Genomic DNA, 17,053 nt, shown 5'->3' on the forward strand with positions numbered 1-17,053 from the left:
ATTACCTCATTTTTAAAGTAGCGATAGCAAGAATCGCTAAAAATATACTTATAATCCAAAATCTAACAATAACTTTCGGTTCGGCCCATCCCATCAACTCAAAATGATGATGGATCGGTGCCATCTTAAAAATTCTCTTTTTACGAGTTTTATACGAACCAACTTGTAATATTACTGAAACAGCTTCAGCAACAAAAACACCACCAATAATGACAAAAAGTAATTCACTTCTCGTTAAAACGGCCATCGTCCCTAGTGTACCACCTAAGGCAAGGGACCCCACGTCACCCATAAATATCTGAGCTGGATATGTGTTATACCATAAAAAACCAACGCCTGCACCGACGATTGCAGCACCAATTACGGCCAATTCACCAACATTTTCAACATATGGCACAAAAAGATATGATGCGATTTCACTGTGCCCCGTGGCATAACCAATAAATCCTAGAGTTGCTGCAGAAGTAATAATTGGACCAATTGCCAATCCATCTAGTCCATCTGTTAAATTAACAGCATTACTAGATCCAACGATAACAATTGCACCAAATAAGACAAATAACATGCCTAAGTTAAATACTGGCCCTTTTACAAATGGTACAAAAAGTTGAGTATCAATCACACCGAAGTGAACCATGGCATAGACAGCAATTAAGCCTGTCACAAATTGCCAAAGTAATTTCCCTTTAGCGGACACACCCTTTGTATTTCCTTTAGAAATCTTTGCGTAATCATCGATGAAGCCTAAAACAAAATATGATGCTGTAACTCCGCAAGTGATTAGAACAGGAATGGAATTGAAATTCCCTGTTATAAGTAGGGTTAGAAGAATTGTTCCTAAAATAAATACTCCACCCATTGTTGGAGTACCGGCCTTTTTTAAATGAGATTCTGGCCCATCATCACGAATAACTTGTCCAAATTGTTTTCGCTGCATGAAGCCGATGAAATACTTCCCCCAAATAATTGAGATCACCGTCGCCAACAAAAACGCCACAACTGTTCTAAATGTGATGTATTTAAAAATATTAAATGCAAAGAATTCATCCCTTAAGGGATATAGGAAATGATACAACATGTAATTATCCGTGTTTTAAATTATATTACATAGTTATATCTATTAGCCTCTCTAGTTGTAAAGAACGAGAAGCTTTTAAAAAGATATAATCGTACGAATTTAATACCGATAACCACTTTGTGCAAAGATCATCAAGATTTTTATATATTTCAGCCTCACCTTTAAAGGTATTCTTATAATATTGAGAGTATTGACCAATAAAGAAAGCGTGCTTTGCGTTAACAGAATTTAATACATTTGAAATATCTTCGTGATGCTTTTGTGTTTCACTACCTAATTCATTCATATCACCCAGAACAAAAAGAACCTTCTTATCGCTAGGTACATTTTTTGCAAATTCTCTTATCGCAAGATTCATTGAGGTAGGATTCGCATTGTAGGCATCTAAATATATCTTTGTCTTATCAACATCAATCCACTGTGCTCTTTTATTCTTAGGTAGACGTACCGATTTCAATTCATGGGCCAAAGACACTGAAAAGATATTTTCTAGGATGAAAGCTGAAGCCTGAATATTCCATTGATTATATGACTCTTTAATAATATCACTTTCAAAAGGATGTACGACTTCTTTATTTACGAGCACAACTTTATCATCTTGCGCAAGAGTTGCTAATTTAACATCTTCACAATTCAGATAAAATTTAACACCATTTTTTAAGACCCAACGATATAAAGCAGACTTCTCTTTTAAAACGCCATCAAGGTTCTCTAAAAATTCGGTATGGGCATGACCGATATTAGTTATATAACCAAAGTCAGGCTGTGCAATTTCACAAAGCGTTTCAATTTCACCAAAGTGATTTGTCCCCATCTCAATAATGGCAAACTTATGTTCATCTTTTAGCGAGAATATTGTAAGTGGTACTCCAATATGATTATTTAAATTACCTTGAGTACAAACAACAGCATCGTTTAAGAAACTCTTGGCCAAAGAAAAAAGGATCTCTTTTGTTGTAGTCTTACCATTAGAACCAGTAAGACCAAAGACAATACCATCCTTATTTTTCCATTCTTGAATACGAAACTTTGCGGCTTCTTGTAGAAATTTAAGGCTATCATTTACAAGAAAGAAGATAAGCTCATTATCTCTTTCATATAAAGACTTAAGCTTTTCCTCTCGCCCTTCTTCATTGGTAACGACAAAAGCCTTTGCCTTATTGGAGATAGCATCCTCAATAAAGTTATAAGCATCAAATCTGTCGCCCTTTAGCGCGACAAATAAGTTTTCACCATTTGGCATCTTAGAATTTGTCGATAAAGAAATTTCATCTTCACTTACTGTACCGATTATTTTTATTAAACCATTAATGTTTTTTAAATCTGTTATCTTCATAATACTTCAATTGCCTTTTTCACTATTTCAATATCACTAAAGAAAGACTTCACTCCATTTACATCTTGGTATTCTTCATGACCTTTACCTGCAATAATAACGGCAGTAGGATCTTTATATCTTTTTACATAATTTTTAATTGCATCTTCTCGACTGACAATAACATCAACATCATTACTATTATCTTTAAGAATATCTTCAATAATTCTTTCAGGGTCTTCAAATCTAGGATTATCACTAGTGACCACGACACTGTCACTATACTCGAGAGCCGCTTGTAACATCAGAGGCCTTTTGGTTCTATCACGATCACCACCACATCCAAAAATTGTGATTAAATGATGGTTCTTAAATAATGACTTAGTCTCACGACAAATATTTATTAATGCATCAGGGGTATGAGCGTAATCGATAATATAAATATTTTCCTGGTCTCTTATTAAATTAAATCGACCTTTAGGTAGCTCTAGTTTTATTTCTCGGTTTAATTCTTCACCAGCAGCTTCATCACAAAGGGCAAAAGCTAAATCAAGATTATCTTTATTATAACTGAGGTTAAATTCTTCACCGTATTTATTATCTACATCACGAGCAACTTTATATTTGATTTTATCTTTAAAATATTCCGCCTGTGAACTTGGAATGATTACTTCACTTTCACAATAATTAAGGAGCTTCGCCTTAGCATTGAAATAAGCTTCCATTGTCCCATGATAGTCTAGATGATCTTGTGTCAGGTTAGTCCAACCTATTGAGCTAAAGTCCATTCCTTTAACTCGTCCTTGCTCTAGAGCGTGAGAACTAACTTCAATACAAAAATAATCAATATCGTTTAATCGATATATTACTCGTCTCAAATCAAGATATGATGGTGTTGTCGCTGATAATGAAGGCATAATCTCTTTATCTTCACGAATGATACCAACAGTGCCAATACAACATGCTTTAAAATTATTTCGATTTAAGATTAATTGACATAAGTGAGTTACAGAAGACTTCCCATTTGTTCCAGTGACACCAATTAATGAGACTTCTCGGTCTAAAGGGTATAAAACTTCTACCAGCTCTTCTTGTAATTGATAAAAGTCTTCTAGTTCAACAACAAGACAATCAAGGCCTTCAACTTCTAAATTTGTTATTACTAAACCCGCATTTCCCTTTTCGTATCTTTGCTTGAAGAGAGAAATTGATTTTTCGTTTTCATAAAGACGATAAAATGCAATATCACCTTTTTTGGCTTGATCTAGATTGACTGTTAAATCAATAAATTGATCTGTGACAATGTTGTATTTTGAAATTAGGCTATTCATATGTTGGTGGGGCATATCTTAATTTAATGATAGTGTTTTTTGTATATGCACTTCCAGGTTCCGGTAATTGCTCATCAACAACCCCGACACCACTATGAGTAAGATCAATATCTAATTTACGAGCAAGCTTCATAGCAGATTTCTTATCAAGGCCTACGAAATTAGGAACTAGTCCACGACCAGTATATCTTTTAGCAGAATGAACTCTTTTAACAGAATCAAAGGCCATGTCATTTTCAAATAGATCGTTCTCTGCAAGACCTTCAAACTCTTTATTCTTATACAATAAATACTCTGTGACTTTCTTGAACACTGGTCCAGCGACAGAGTTTCCATAATATGATTTTCCCTTTGCTGGCTTATCCACATAGGCATAAACGACAAACTTCTTCTTAACGCCAACTGGAAAGCCTAAGAAACCTGGAATGTAGCCAGTATATCGTCCCATATTATCAGCTCTTTGTGCCGTGGATGTTTTGGCCGCAATTTTAAAATATGGAATTCTTCCATTACGAGCAGTTCCGTCTTCAACCGTTTTAATCATCATATCAGTAAGTGATTTTGCAACTTTTTCTGGGATAATCTGTTCAGCTTCAGTTTTATTAGATTCATCAACTTTTAAAATTGTAGGCTTAACATATTTCCCACCATTTGAGATGGCCGCAAATGCCGCAAGCATTTGTATTCCTGTCGTTGCAACTCCCTGACCAAAACTAATATTACTTAAGGATAGAGGAGAAACATTCTTATCGTCGGTAAAAATACCACGGGACTCAGCAGGCAATTCAATTCCAGTTTTCTCACCAATTCTAAACTTGGTTAGAGTTGACTTTAGTTTTGGAAAAGTTAGGTCAAATGCAATTTTTGTCGTTCCAATATTTGAAGAGTGCATTAGTATTTCTTCAACAGATAACCATTCAAATTTCTTTCTCGACTCTGCTTCTTTAATTATATGATCTTCAACTTTCAGGCGCCCTTGTTCACAGTAGTAATTTGTATCTGGACGTACAACATTATTCTCAAGGGCCGAGGCCACTGTAATAACTTTCATTGTTGAACCTGGCTCAAATGGATCTGAAATAAAAGAGAGCTTACGGTCAATACTTCTAGATCCATCTAAATCGTTTGGATCAAAAGTAGGATAATTTGCAACAGCAATGATTTCTCCAGTTTCTGCGTCCATAACCCCAACGCCACCACGTTTCGCTTCGACTTTTTCGACGGCCTCTTTTATGGCCTTCTCAGCAACGGCCTGAACTTCTTTATCAATAGAAAGGTAGATATCTTTTGATCTTTCCGTCGGAATATTTTGACTCACATAGCGAACAGGTCTTCCTTTATTGTCTTTGAAGTATTTTATAATTTGTGGCTCACCTCTAAGCTCATCATCAAAGCGGTGTTCTATTCCTGCAAGGCCATTATTATCAAGGCCAACAAAGCCAAGTGTTTGCGCTGCTAATTCATGATTTGGATAAATACGCTTTGGGATTTCTTCAATATAGACACCCTTTAGCTTTTTAATTGCATGAACTTGTTCTTCTGTTAAGTTGATCTTTCTTGCAATCCAAGTAAAGCGGTTTCGCTTCATTGCCTTAGAGCCAATATTTTCAATCTCGGCCTCTGGCATGATTTGCGTTAACTTCTTAAAGACATTCTTATCTCTAATATTTTTTGGAATGGTAAAAAGAGAGTATGTTCTTATGTTAATTGCGAGTGGATTTCCATTGCGATCATAGATATGACCACGTCTTGGGAAAACCTTGCGTTCACGGAAGAATTGTTTTTTTGATTGTGACAATAAATGACCGCGATCAACAACTTGAATGCGGAATGCCTTCACAAGAATTGCTACAAAAGCAAATGCAAAGACGACATAAACTATTTTTAATCTATTCTTTAAGTTACTCTCATTCACTTTATTTACTTCTTAGCTGGAACAACAATAATTTGATGTTGTTTTGGCTGTGCTAAATTATAACGACGGGCCATTTTCCTTAAATTTGAAACTGAAAGAAGGCGTGCCTTTTTGGCCTTTAATTCCTTTCCTTCAATTTTTACTCTCTCAACTTCTTTTTTTACAGTTGCAATCTCATAGTTTAACTCAATACCTTTCATTCTAAAAAGTACAAATAAAACTGTAATCACAACTAAGCTAAGAACAATTGGTAAACCTTGTGAGCTTAATAGAGCCCCTTTAATTTTATTCCCAATACTTTCCTTCTTAGACTTTGATCGACTCATCCTAGAGGCCATAAAACAATCTCCTATTGTTTTTAATTCTGTATTTTCGAAAACTTTTCGTATTTATTCTTTGATTTCTTCTCACTCACTCGTTTTAAAATTCGAAGCTTAGCACTTCTTGAACGTGGGTTTTCTGAAATCTCTTCTTCACTTGGTATAATTGGCTTTTTAACTTCATTTTCAAAAAGCATTTCACCAAGCCCATTTTTTTCAAACTCTTTAAACAATCTCTTAACAATTCTATCTTCAAGAGAATGAAAACTTATAATTAATATTCTACCATTAATCTTTAATAATGGTAGCACCTGAGCAATTACATCTGATACTACATCAAGCTCTTTATTCACTTGTATACGCAGTGCTTGGAAGCATTTTGTTGCAGGATGAATTCGACCAAATTGTAGTTTTTTTGGATAGCAATCTTTGATGAGCTCAGCTAATTGAAAAGTTGTTTCAATCGAGCCTTCTTTTTCTCTTTTGGCCTCAATCTTCTCCGCAATGCGCCATGCAAATTTCTCTTCACCATATTCTCTAAATAGATCAGCTAATTCTTGCTTAGAATACTTATTGATAATATCTTTTGCCGTTTCTATCTCATCGTTATCATAGTCCATTCGCATATCAAGCGGTGCATCAACACGAAATGAAAACCCGCGAGAACCTTCATCAAAATGATGGGAAGAAACACCCAAATCTAAAAGTACTCCGTCAAGGCCTTCGTTCTCATCAAGTAGCTCTTGATGGTTTCCAGTAACGACATCATGAAAGTGAACAAAGTTTGAGTCATGTAGAAAAAGTCGATCTTGAACACCATTTTTTTCGATAAGCTTTCGGCCATTTGCAAGAGCATCTGGATCTTGATCAAAAGAGATCAATTTTGCATTCGGATTCCTCTCTACGATGGCCATAGAGTGACCACCCGCACCAAAAGTACAGTCAGCAAATACTAAACTTTCTTTATCTTCATTATTTAAATAAAGATAATCGAGGCATTCATTCTTTAATACTGAATAGTGTTCTTTATAATCTTCCAATCTATATCCAATTTATGCATTAATCAGTTGTTTACTTAAAAGATGTTAATTTATTTATGAACGATCTTTTATTGTCTTTCATTTATTTGACTTGGACATGCACCTAATGACAAAATTTTACATCTAGCACAAGGAATTTGAAAGAACTATGAGAGATACTGATTTATTTTTAAACAAATATATAGAAGCAAAAGTATTAAACTTAAAAAGTCGCTTTAATGCTTATAATGCACGTAAAAATTATTCTAAAACTTTTCTTGATTCAGCTAAAGAACTTACGAAGTCGGATATAAGACAACGTTTTTTACAGGCAAAAGAAAATCTCTCACCAAATGACACTCTTAAGTTAATGAGAAATCTTTTAAATTCTTCAGCGTGGATCAGTTTTTCAACGGCACGCTACCTACACTCTCTAACTAATTTTAAAAGCTTTGATAACAAATTTGATTACAACTTTATCAACTACCGCTTTTTTAATGATCTAAAAAATAAAAAAGAAATTGATTTAGAAGATGATGAAATTTTCAAAATCATTTACAACGAAGTTGAATATGCAAAATATCATCCAAATTATATTTCAAATTTAGAAGCTCCAACAACAAATGCAACGATCATATTAATTCCAGGAGTATTTAATGAACTATTTTCTACCCCTTCTTTTGAAAGGGCATGCCTTCATTTAAAAAAGAATTATGGTATTAAATACTTCACTCCAAGCATTAATGGTTTTGACAATTGTAATAAGAATGCAGAGTCTTTAAAAATTCAAATCAACGACTACATGAAAGAGCATCCTAATGAAAAATTATGGCTCGTAGCATTTTCAAAAGGTGGTCTTGATACTCTTCACTACTTAAGTGAGTATAGCGAAGAACAAGATTCAATATTAGGTCTCTCAACAATTGCTAGTCCAATTCTTGGTTCAGATTCTTTTAATAAGAAATTAATTAAAACTCTTAATCTCATTCATAACTTCTCTGATTCAAAACTATATAAACTAATTGATAGTAGAAGAGATATACTTGCTAAAGAAATGCAAAAATCACTCTCATCTACTTATCGTAGGCCATGGCTTAGAAATAATCATGAGAAACTAAACCCAAATCTTTTTTATACATCGATTGGGTTTTCATCAAAATGGTATGACAGCCACTTATGGATGATGCTTATGAAGCTCATCATCAGAAGTAAAAATGAAAATGATGGCGTCGTTGATACTGAAAGCACCCTTTTTCCATATTACTTTCAAAAAGGAATTAGTTTAGGAATTCTAGAAGGACATCATCTTGTTGGAAGAAGATCATCCTTCTATTGCCAGGAAGCACTAATTGAAGCTCATATACATTTCTTAAAATACAAAGGACTACTCTTTTAGTCCCCCCTTAAGATTCATAAGAACTAATTTAGACATCGCCTTTAGTGTTTCAAAAACACCAACACCTTTTACAGCAACAGAGTCGAAAGCTGGTCGCTCATCTGCATTTAATGTCTGCTGTAAGTCTTCGACTGGTGTAACATTTGGTAAATCTCTTTTATTCCATTGAAACACTATTGGAATTTGATCAATATCATATCCCTGCTCCTTAAGGTTTTCCTCAAGACTTTTTAAAGATTCAATATTTGCTTCCATTCTCTCAAGTTGAGAATCTGCAACAAAAATAACACCATCAACACCACGAAGAATTAGCTTACGTGAAGATTCATAGAAGACCTGACCTGGCACGGTATATAAGTGAAAACGTGTACGGTAGCCACGTATTTCTCCAAGATCAAGCGGAAGAAAATCAAAGAAAATTGTTCTCTCATTCTCAGAGTCGAGACTTACCATCTCTCCTTTATTCCCACCGGCAGTTTTTTGATAAATATATTGAATGTTAGTCGTCTTTCCACCAAGGCCCGGCCCATAGTAGACGATCTTACAGTTAATTTCCTTCGTATTATAATTTACAAAAGACATAAGTCCCCCACTATCCCATTACACCTGAAAATAGATCATCTACTTCATTGTCACTAATATCATCAAAGAGGAAAACATCATTTGGGTTTAAGTCATCACTTAAATGTGCCTCTATGAACTCAGCTAGCTTTGTTTCTATAAGCCTAACACGAGATTTAAGCTTAGCAGGGTTATCTACATCAAAATAAATCAGACTGAGATAAATATCTTCAAACGGCCCCGATAATTTTGTTATATAAATTCCCTTAGAAGAAGTCGCATAATTGAATCGGAAATCATCCTCTGTTTCATCAGGAATGAACTGAGATAGAACAGAGCTAGCTTGCCATACACCAGCGATTAAGGCTCCTGCAGTATCACTATCAAATTCAGTTTGAGTACTTTTAAAAGAATATAAAGGTATACCATCTTGTCTACAAACAACAAGGCCACTATTCACAAGAGAATCGAGACCGCTATACTCTTTAAAAAATTCTTGAATAACGTATTCGATGTTATCCATATGCTTCCTTACATTTTTGTTTTATTCTCTAAAGCTTTAGAGATTGTCATTGTGTCTAAATAATCAAGATTCCCACCCATAGGAATCCCAAATCCGATTCTATCAACCATTACATTTTCAGGAAGTGTCGATTTGATATAACTACAAGTTGCATCACCTTCAACTGATGGCCCTATCGCTAAAATTATCGAAGTAACTCCAAGTTCAGTAACTCTCTTCTTTAACTTGTCGATATTCAGTTCTGCTGGCCCAACTCCTAATAAAGGATTTAGGACACCACCCAAAACATGATAAAGACCTCGATACTGGCCACTTCTTTCAATTGCCATGTAATCTGTTATTGATTCCACAACACAGATTTCAGTAGATTCTTTACGATGAATGTCACTACAAACATCACATATGTCCTCATCCGCAAAAACGCCACACTGCTTACATTTTTTAAGTTCTGCCAAATCATTTAGAGCATTTGAAAAATCACCTAATTCTTCAGCTGTCCATTTCGTAAGACTTAAGACATGTCTTAATGCACTCTTTTCTCCAATTCCTGGAACTTTTGAAAACGAGTCCATTAAATTTGTGATTCTTTCAGGTAGTTTCATTCATCTTTCCTAGAAAAGGCCTGGTATATTTAATCCACCAGTTACTTTCCCCATAGCATTTGAAACCATATCTTGTGATTCTTTAACTGCTTGATTAACGGCCGTTAATACAAGGTCCTCTAATGTTTCAACATCAGATGGATCGACAGCTTCAGGATCAATTTTAATTGATTGTATTTCTTGCTTTCCAGTGATTGTAATTTTAATGGCACCACCACCTGAAGAAACTTCTAGTTCTCTTTTTTCTAATTCTTTTTGAAGAGTGCTAATTTTCTGCTGCATTTGTTGAGCTTGCTTCATTAGCCCTTGCATACCTTTTGCCATATATACTCCGTTTTATTCGTCGTTATTTAAAACGATCTTATCTATTTTTGTATTAAAAAGAGATCCTGCAACTTTGAGCATCTCATCTTCTTCAATTTGTTTTCTCATATTTGCTTTTTCAATATTTTCATTCTCAATATTGATGTCAAATTTTGATTTAAATTGAGTCTCTTGCGCTTTTTCTCTTTCAACTAACTCAAGTTTTAAATCAATTTCTTCAACAGAAAAGTAATTTCTAAGTTCTGCTTTAACCTTTTCAATTGTTTCTTGATTATTCATATGATCAAAGAAAACTTTTGCACTAACTGGATAACCAATCGCTATGGTAGCCTTATTCCCTACCACAACGAGTTCCCCTAGGAGATTACCCTGCTCCATATTCGCACTCATAACAGGAGATGAGCTCGATAAGAACTCTAAGAAACCATCCCACGTCTTATTCCCTTCAGGAATAATTGTTGGTGTGACTTCTTGTGAAACTACTTCTTCAGGCTCTGAAGCTGGCTCAATAGCAACTTCTTCAGGTGTATTTTCACTAGCAGAGAAATTTGCATCCTGCTCAACCTCTTGTTCATCAAAGATAATCTTAGTTGGAGCTGGTTTTTCCTCTGGTATGATTTCTTCTTTGGCCACTTCTTCAACTTCAGCGGCCCTTGGGGCCTCAGGCTTTCCCGCAGCATCCTCCACAGTAGAGGTATTTGTAGCTACTTCAGCAGTATCAGCTATTAACTGATGTCTTAAGCTTACCTTTCTCATGGCAAGTAGAGTAGCATCTGCTGGTATAATCGATTCCATTGTCCAAGCAAAGTCTTTAGCAAGAGTTTCATAAATCCAATAAAGCTCTGCTCTAGTTATCTTATCAAAAAGATCGCCATCTACTTTAGATTGAATACGATTTTTATCGTTGAAGTCTTTTGCGATAATAATAGAAAAAAGATTTTCTAACATCGATTTAACAATATTATTTAAACCGATGTTTTGTGAAATAAGCATATTAAAAGTATTAGTTAACTCTTGAGTTTGACCTGCAATGATATTATCAATTAAAGATTTAATCGAACTCAACTTTGCAATACCTAACGCTCTTGCAAAAATATCCTCTGTTATATCTTGGCCATAAGAGAAACTTAAAACCTGATCAAAAAGAGAAAGAGTATCTCTAAACGATCCATTACCAAGTTTTGCAAGTGTTTCAATAAGCTCATCTTGACTGAAGGTAATATTCTCTAATTGAGCGATATTAATAATATGTGACTTCAACTCTTCAACTGTTGCGTTGATGAAATCAAATCGCTGACATCGCGAAAGAACAGTTCCCAATAATTTTTCAGGCTCAGTCGTGGCCATTAAAAAGATTGCATGCTCAGGCGGCTCTTCTAGTGTTTTCAAAAGAGCATTGAAAGCGCTGTTAGAAAGCATATGTACTTCATCAATTATATAGACCTTATATTTTCCATTTGATGGAAGATAAGAAATATTACTAATTAATTCTCTAATATCATCAACACTATTATTAGATGCCCCGTCAATTTCAACGACATTCATTGAAGCAGCTGAATCAAAGTCATGACAAGCACCACATTCACCACATGGATTCTGTTGTTCATCACGGTTTTCGCAACGTAGTGCCTTTGCAAAAATTCTTGCAATAGTTGTTTTTCCAATTCCACGTGTACCAGAAAAAATATAAGCATGACCAAAACGGTCTTCTCTTAAAGAATTAACTATTGTTTTTACAATATGTTCTTGCCCAACAAAGTCTTGAAACTTTGTAGGACGATACTTTCTGGCCAGAACCTGATATGACATTGAGCACCATCACTTTATATGATTTTAAATTTTTACTTATTAACTATAGGCAAAATAATAGGCATTGGAAAGGGGCAGCCGACACAAACACAACGCAGCAAAAGCTACCGTTGCTTCGTTCCCGACCTGGCGGAGTTCACCTCGTTACGCTTGTCTGGCCGGCCACCGAAATGAATATATTTTTTTCAAAGCATGATGTCAATTAAAGCTAGTATTTTATGATAATTGTATCATTTTCCAGACTCACCGAGTCAGAATTTATGAACTTCATCACAAATTTAAGAACCATTTTTGTAGCAGTCATACCCGCAACCTTTGCCTTGGCCACTTGTACCCTAACTTCTCTTTGAGTCTCATTGATATTTAACGTACCACTAGCTCTGAAATGCAGTGTAAATAGCGCACGAAGCTTTGCATTCAACTTAAATTCACCATCAGTAACGTGAATATTTAAGTCACTAATACGATTGCTATCTTTTTCAATTTGATCTTCATTAATTTTATTTATTTTAAAGTAAGAGCTTTTTAAACAGCCAAGATAGAAAGCATCTGCTGAAATCATTCGCTTATTATTAATTGTCTTTAAACACTTTGCTTCTATATCAAAAAATGTAAAAAGACCTTTTTGCGTTTCTGCTATTAATTTATTCGCTTCAACCCCAACATGGTTTTCGTTAAAATAAACAACACCATCATAGATTTCAAAAGGGCGACCTTCACGTAACAACCTTATCTCGCTTCCTGCAATCAAAGACTCTTCTAAACAACCAGCAAAAATAAGATCTAGATTAAAACTTTTAAGTTCACTATCTTTAAAACAATCAACATTTATGGCCTTAAGACCAATTTCACTATTAAGAATATTTCCACTTATACTTTGAGCATCAATATTAATTCGATCATCCGTGAATAAAACTTTCTTACCAAGTATATTTATAAAAGAAGTATCTTGGCTTTCTTGCTTTATTTCAACTTTAGCAAACTCACTTCCTTTACTAGGATTAATGAGCATATTCTTTAAACAAATTTGATCAAGCCTAAATGTAAAGCCATTGCTAGCACAATTAATTTGGACATTTCTTATATCAAACAAGAAGCTTGCAGCACCGATACTTAATTGAGGTCCATTCGCATTGAATCCTGTTTCTGTAAACTCAATTAAAGCTTGATTTGCATAAATAAAGTCGAGAAAGTCGATCTCATCTATTTGCGGGATATACGTTGTTAAATTTAGATTATCTTTTCTGAAGTTGAATTTATTATTATATAAAGCTGCATCAACTAAAAATAGCTCACCGTCTTGTGCTAAATCAAACTCGACAGCATCATACTTTATATAAATATCGCGAGCGTATGCACTTCCCGCTAAAAACTCTTGCCCCACCTCTCTTTTCAAATCGAAAGAGTCTACTTCAAATAGCATAGAATTAGCGGCACATATCGTTGAGATAAGTGATAGTATTAGTAATTTGATCATATATTAATGATCTAGAATATTTTAAACAATGTAAATATAGGATAGTTAGGATTTAACTTTTCGATAGGTTTTTCGACGTAATTTAAAGAAATCTGATAATACTTTCGAACACTTAAAATGTTCAATTCCACCAATGACAGAAAATTTATGATTGAAGCGCTTATCCTTTTGAAATGAATACCCTAGAGAGATACTTCCTGCTTTATGATCGTAAGCACCAAAAACAACATTTTTAAAACGAGCTTGTAAAATTGCATATAAACACATTGGACAAGGCTCAAGCGTAATATAAATAGTACAATTAATAAGTCGCCAATCACCTAACTTCTCACTTGCTTCTTTAATAGCAAGGATTTCAGCATGAGCTGTCGTATCTTTATTTTGTTCTTTTAAATTATGTGCCTTAGCAATAACATTATCATTTTCATCGACAACAATTGCTCCAACGGGAACCTCTCCGGCCTTAAATGCCAGTTCTGCTTCATCTAAAGCTAGTTTCATATTCCATATATGTGACTTCATTTTCATGATTTAAACTTTTTATTCTTCTTGGCCTTGCGCTCAAAGTTCCAATATTTTTCTAAGTCGTTATACTTTCTTTTTACAACATCATCTGTAATGACGAATCGTACTCCATAAGTATAAGGGCGACCAATTGAGTATTGTCTTTTTGATAGCACCTCAACCTGTAAACGTCCATCAAGTCCTGAAGATTCTATTTCAATATCAATACGCTGACCGATTTCAACTTCTTCAAACATACTTAATCCACCAGCGCGTCTTCTAAGATCAACAATCCTTGCGTCTGCTTTCTTGTCGTCATCAAGATACACGCTTGCTTTTAAGTCATTGCGATAACGGAAGTCATATTCCCACCAATTAATAATCGGGAAAAAAACAGGTGAGTATAGAGAAAAACAAAGGACCCCTAAGATAAAAAAGGACATTGTATATAAAAAGAAAATTGAGAAATCATTATAATGATAAAGAGATCTTAAAATATGAAAAATGATAATAAAAAAAGATAAGGCCGTTAGCGACCAAAATGAATACTTAAGATTTTTCTGTGTACGATAATATAAGCGATAGAAAAAGATAAAGAAGATAATTCCAAATAACGCTATGAAATTAAACTGATATTTAAAGAATTCATATCCTTTCGCTAAAAAGAATAAAAAGAAATGAAGAGTAAATAAAGCCTGGGCCTTATTAAAATCTGTTTTAATTGATAATTTGTTAATTCCTATAAGCATATATTTATTTTAAGCAAATTCGGAATAAAGAACAATTAATTGAGTACAAGTGGCAGTATTTGCTTAGGCGAGTCTGATCGAGTTAACTTATATTTTTTTCCTTTATAAGTTATTTCATATTCACCTGGCTTAAGATCAACTGGAAGCATATACACATGATCATAAATACCATACCAAGAACGTAGGTCAGCTAACTCAGACTCAGCAATTGCCTTATTGCCGGCAGCGTAGGCGGCACTGGCCGACAGGTAGGCGATAAATGCACCATTATTATAAAGAGATCGATAAGTTTGGTATGCAGAGGTTAATAAAGCAATATGCTTGGCTGCCAGACGAGCACCTACTTTTGCTTCTAAAGTTTTAACATCTGTTTTTAATGATTCACTTAATACTTCTGATGTATTTGCCATAAGAATTAGATTATCCGATAGAACTTCATTTCCATCTGCATTTGTGAGAGTAACTTTTTCAGTATTCGTAATTGGTACAGAATCTATTTTTGGTAATTCAAAACTAATCTTTGGCTCTGTTCCTTTTGTGATTGAAAGCATTTTAAGAGAGAAGGTCACAAAGTCGTCCATACCCTCATCATTATATATATAAACACCGACAGGAAGACCTAAAGGAAACTCGTATACATTGGCCGTCTTTTTTATAACATGGCCATCTAAAATTATGATGTAGGTATTATAGCGCTTTTTGTTTTGAAAGAACTTTTTAATATTATTTGAGGTTTGTGTTTCACGGATATAGTTTGCTAACTTCTTTTGAGAAAGAAGATGAAGCTCGTTGTAATCATCTTTATATTTCTCATGTAATTCATTATAACTTGGATAAATCCCCATCTGCTCCACTAAGTTTTTTTGTCCTAATTTTTTAAAACTTTTAATTACAGATCGGTCCTTAGAACGATCATAAACATCATGAACAATAACTCCCATTAAATCGATAAATGTCGATCCTTTATATATTGCCCTTCCGCGATTTTGCTCCTTGAAATTATCAATATATGAGCTCCAATCTCTAAGAGTCGAGACCATTGCCTGCTGATGAAATCTTTTATCTTTTGAAGACTCTGAGGATTGAATTAACATGTAGTGAGATAAGATTTCATAAAAGCGTATATTGATTTGTTCAAATTGATTTGGATAATAAATATCGGTAGCCTCTCCAATAAATAAGGACTCAACCTTATTTGAAATGCTCACCTTATATAAACTATTAGCTATTTCTTTTGCCTTATTAAGATGAAAGAGGGCCTTCTTATAATCTTTAAGATTAAAATACGCTATTCCAAGTTCGGCCTGCCTTAAAAAGCGATCCTCTTCTCTTTCGTAAACTTCTTTTTTAGTGATTCGATCAATTACAGTCTGATACTTTTTTTCTTTATATAAAGAAGCAATGATATCACCTTCATCTCGAACTCTTCTTGCAGCACAACTTAAGATACTAACAAGACAAATTAAGATGAAGGTGTAACTTAGGAATTTATTTTTTGATATTTTATGCAATCTACCAACCTACTTTAGATTGCTCCGAATATTTATTTACACGAGTCCTTGTTCTCATAACCTCAACCCCTCTTGAGATATCTGTCATGCGAAGGTTCACGGTATATTCCTTTAATGTTTTCCCATTTCTCTTACGTGGGTTCATTCTTACATTTCCAAAGATCATGATATCCGCTCCAGCAGCATTACCAATCTTCTTAGCTTCTGCAGGACTTACCATTCCGTCATTTTGATACTGAATTTCTTTTAAAAGAGACTCTCTAGCAGCAGCATCAATCAGAATGAACTCACCTGTTTCACTGATCTGAGTTAGGAACTCGTCTGAAATATCATCAACTGGAAAATATGGCTCAGCCGTTTGGTTACCAAAATCTGCAATAAAAACTTTTGGTCTTCGACCTAGTTTAAGTCGATAATTCTTAAATCCACGGTGATCATTCATTTTCTTTAAGATATCTTCAACAGCATTTTCTGTATCACGAGTTACCCATGCATCTGTAATCTCAAGAGACTTCTCATCAGACTCATCTCCAGATACTCTCTGTGCCTGAAACCCTCCACATGAAAACAGTGAAAGCATAAGCGTTATTAGAAGTAAGTTCTTCATATATCCTCCATT

17 protein-coding genes and 1 other RNA gene are annotated in these 17,053 nt (G+C 34.4%); 1 reads left to right on the forward strand and 17 read right to left on the reverse strand.

The features are described from left to right. Window position 1: 1 nt before the first annotated feature. The 6 genes from mraY to rsmH are packed head-to-tail and all read right to left on the reverse strand — an operon-like array spanning window position 2 to window position 6,999. Window positions 2–1,078 (reverse strand): phospho-N-acetylmuramoyl-pentapeptide-transferase, encoded by a 1,077-nt coding sequence (gene mraY, locus ACMAZI_RS00750; protein ID WP_114706081.1) that lies wholly within the window; start codon window positions 1,076–1,078, stop codon window positions 2–4. Between the two features lie 25 nt (window positions 1,079–1,103). Further along, window positions 1,104–2,414: a UDP-N-acetylmuramoyl-tripeptide--D-alanyl-D-alanine ligase gene (locus ACMAZI_RS00755; RefSeq protein WP_412473973.1), complete on the reverse strand. Its 1,311-nt coding sequence runs from the start codon at window positions 2,412–2,414 to the stop codon at window positions 1,104–1,106. Next, window positions 2,411–3,724: a Mur ligase family protein gene (locus tag ACMAZI_RS00760; protein ID WP_412473972.1), complete on the reverse strand. Its 1,314-nt coding sequence runs from the start codon at window positions 3,722–3,724 to the stop codon at window positions 2,411–2,413. The genes ACMAZI_RS00755 and ACMAZI_RS00760 overlap by 4 nt, the downstream gene beginning before the upstream one ends. Beyond that, the gene (locus ACMAZI_RS00765) at window positions 3,717–5,639 is read right to left on the reverse strand and encodes a penicillin-binding protein (RefSeq protein ID WP_412473971.1); all 1,923 of its coding nucleotides are present in this window, start codon (window positions 5,637–5,639) and stop codon (window positions 3,717–3,719) included. The genes ACMAZI_RS00760 and ACMAZI_RS00765 overlap by 8 nt, the downstream gene beginning before the upstream one ends. Before the next feature lie 5 nt (window positions 5,640–5,644). Next, on the reverse strand, window positions 5,645–5,977 hold the full coding sequence (locus tag ACMAZI_RS00770; protein ID WP_114706077.1) for a hypothetical protein: 333 nt from the start codon (window positions 5,975–5,977) through the stop codon (window positions 5,645–5,647). Between the two features lie 20 nt (window positions 5,978–5,997). Next, window positions 5,998–6,999, reverse strand: a complete 1,002-nt coding sequence (rsmH, locus tag ACMAZI_RS00775) for a 16S rRNA (cytosine(1402)-N(4))-methyltransferase RsmH (protein WP_412473970.1) — start codon at window positions 6,997–6,999, stop codon at window positions 5,998–6,000. A gap of 148 nt (window positions 7,000–7,147) precedes the next feature. On the opposite strand from rsmH, the gene ACMAZI_RS00780 reads away from it, so the two are divergent. Then, complete coding sequence (locus tag ACMAZI_RS00780) at window positions 7,148–8,374, forward strand: esterase/lipase family protein (protein ID WP_412473969.1); 1,227 nt, start codon at window positions 7,148–7,150, stop codon at window positions 8,372–8,374. On the opposite strand, the gene ACMAZI_RS00785 is transcribed toward ACMAZI_RS00780, so the two are convergent. From ACMAZI_RS00785 to ACMAZI_RS00835, 11 genes are all read right to left on the reverse strand, one after another. Then, window positions 8,363–8,956 (reverse strand): GTP-binding protein, encoded by a 594-nt coding sequence (locus tag ACMAZI_RS00785; RefSeq protein WP_114706074.1) that lies wholly within the window; start codon window positions 8,954–8,956, stop codon window positions 8,363–8,365. The genes ACMAZI_RS00780 and ACMAZI_RS00785 overlap by 12 nt on opposite strands. A 10-nt stretch (window positions 8,957–8,966) precedes the next feature. Then, on the reverse strand, window positions 8,967–9,458 hold the full coding sequence (locus tag ACMAZI_RS00790; protein WP_114706073.1) for a hypothetical protein: 492 nt from the start codon (window positions 9,456–9,458) through the stop codon (window positions 8,967–8,969). 8 nt (window positions 9,459–9,466) lie between these two features. After that, window positions 9,467–10,060: a recombination mediator RecR gene (gene recR / locus ACMAZI_RS00795; RefSeq protein WP_114706072.1), complete on the reverse strand. Its 594-nt coding sequence runs from the start codon at window positions 10,058–10,060 to the stop codon at window positions 9,467–9,469. A gap of 9 nt (window positions 10,061–10,069) precedes the next feature. After that, window positions 10,070–10,384: a YbaB/EbfC family nucleoid-associated protein gene (locus ACMAZI_RS00800; RefSeq protein ID WP_114706071.1), complete on the reverse strand. Its 315-nt coding sequence runs from the start codon at window positions 10,382–10,384 to the stop codon at window positions 10,070–10,072. A gap of 12 nt (window positions 10,385–10,396) precedes the next feature. After that, window positions 10,397–12,193 (reverse strand): DNA polymerase III subunit gamma/tau, encoded by a 1,797-nt coding sequence (gene dnaX, locus ACMAZI_RS00805; RefSeq protein ID WP_412473968.1) that lies wholly within the window; start codon window positions 12,191–12,193, stop codon window positions 10,397–10,399. Window positions 12,194–12,263: 70 nt separating this feature from the next. Further along, window positions 12,264–12,360: signal recognition particle sRNA small type (gene ffs, locus ACMAZI_RS00810), an RNA gene on the reverse strand. 41 nt (window positions 12,361–12,401) lie between these two features. Continuing rightward, entirely contained in the window at window positions 12,402–13,670 is a 1,269-nt protein-coding gene (locus ACMAZI_RS00815) for a hypothetical protein (protein ID WP_412473967.1), read from the reverse strand. A 45-nt stretch (window positions 13,671–13,715) separates the two neighbouring features. After that, the gene (locus tag ACMAZI_RS00820; RefSeq protein WP_334677774.1) at window positions 13,716–14,198 is read right to left on the reverse strand and encodes a nucleoside deaminase; all 483 of its coding nucleotides are present in this window, start codon (window positions 14,196–14,198) and stop codon (window positions 13,716–13,718) included. After that, the gene (locus ACMAZI_RS00825) at window positions 14,195–14,923 is read right to left on the reverse strand and encodes a PilZ domain-containing protein (RefSeq protein ID WP_120403993.1); all 729 of its coding nucleotides are present in this window, start codon (window positions 14,921–14,923) and stop codon (window positions 14,195–14,197) included. Before ACMAZI_RS00825 ends, ACMAZI_RS00820 begins: the two co-directional genes overlap by 4 nt. Before the next feature lie 35 nt (window positions 14,924–14,958). Further along, on the reverse strand, window positions 14,959–16,434 hold the full coding sequence (locus ACMAZI_RS00830) for a hypothetical protein (protein ID WP_412473966.1): 1,476 nt from the start codon (window positions 16,432–16,434) through the stop codon (window positions 14,959–14,961). 1 nt (window position 16,435) lies between these two features. Then, window positions 16,436–17,041: a hypothetical protein gene (locus tag ACMAZI_RS00835; protein WP_114706066.1), complete on the reverse strand. Its 606-nt coding sequence runs from the start codon at window positions 17,039–17,041 to the stop codon at window positions 16,436–16,438. Between the last annotated feature and the right edge of the window lie 12 nt (window positions 17,042–17,053).

The sequence above is a fragment of the Halobacteriovorax sp. YZS-3-1 genome, assembly GCF_047084945.1.
Classification (GTDB): domain Bacteria; phylum Bdellovibrionota; class Bacteriovoracia; order Bacteriovoracales; family Bacteriovoracaceae; genus Halobacteriovorax_A; species Halobacteriovorax_A vibrionivorans.

What these genes read in the sequence shown, in the direction of transcription:
- mraY (WP_114706081.1), bottom strand. Translation starts at nt 1,078, where the DNA reads ATGTTGTATCATTTCCTATATCCCTTAAGGGATGAATTCTTTGCATTT.
- ACMAZI_RS00755 (WP_412473973.1), bottom strand. Translation starts at nt 2,414, where the DNA reads ATGAAGATAACAGATTTAAAAAACATTAATGGTTTAATAAAAATAATC.
- ACMAZI_RS00760 (WP_412473972.1), bottom strand. Translation starts at nt 3,724, where the DNA reads ATGAATAGCCTAATTTCAAAATACAACATTGTCACAGATCAATTTATT.
- ACMAZI_RS00770 (WP_114706077.1), bottom strand. Translation starts at nt 5,977, where the DNA reads ATGGCCTCTAGGATGAGTCGATCAAAGTCTAAGAAGGAAAGTATTGGG.
- ACMAZI_RS00780 (WP_412473969.1), top strand. Translation starts at nt 7,148, where the DNA reads ATGAGAGATACTGATTTATTTTTAAACAAATATATAGAAGCAAAAGTA.
- ACMAZI_RS00785 (WP_114706074.1), bottom strand. Translation starts at nt 8,956, where the DNA reads ATGTCTTTTGTAAATTATAATACGAAGGAAATTAACTGTAAGATCGTC.
- ACMAZI_RS00790 (WP_114706073.1), bottom strand. Translation starts at nt 9,458, where the DNA reads ATGGATAACATCGAATACGTTATTCAAGAATTTTTTAAAGAGTATAGC.
- recR (WP_114706072.1), bottom strand. Translation starts at nt 10,060, where the DNA reads ATGAAACTACCTGAAAGAATCACAAATTTAATGGACTCGTTTTCAAAA.
- ACMAZI_RS00800 (WP_114706071.1), bottom strand. Translation starts at nt 10,384, where the DNA reads ATGGCAAAAGGTATGCAAGGGCTAATGAAGCAAGCTCAACAAATGCAG.
- dnaX (WP_412473968.1), bottom strand. Translation starts at nt 12,193, where the DNA reads ATGTCATATCAGGTTCTGGCCAGAAAGTATCGTCCTACAAAGTTTCAA.
- ACMAZI_RS00815 (WP_412473967.1), bottom strand. Translation starts at nt 13,670, where the DNA reads ATGATCAAATTACTAATACTATCACTTATCTCAACGATATGTGCCGCT.
- ACMAZI_RS00820 (WP_334677774.1), bottom strand. Translation starts at nt 14,198, where the DNA reads ATGAAAATGAAGTCACATATATGGAATATGAAACTAGCTTTAGATGAA.
- ACMAZI_RS00825 (WP_120403993.1), bottom strand. Translation starts at nt 14,923, where the DNA reads ATGCTTATAGGAATTAACAAATTATCAATTAAAACAGATTTTAATAAG.
- ACMAZI_RS00835 (WP_114706066.1), bottom strand. Translation starts at nt 17,041, where the DNA reads ATGAAGAACTTACTTCTAATAACGCTTATGCTTTCACTGTTTTCATGT.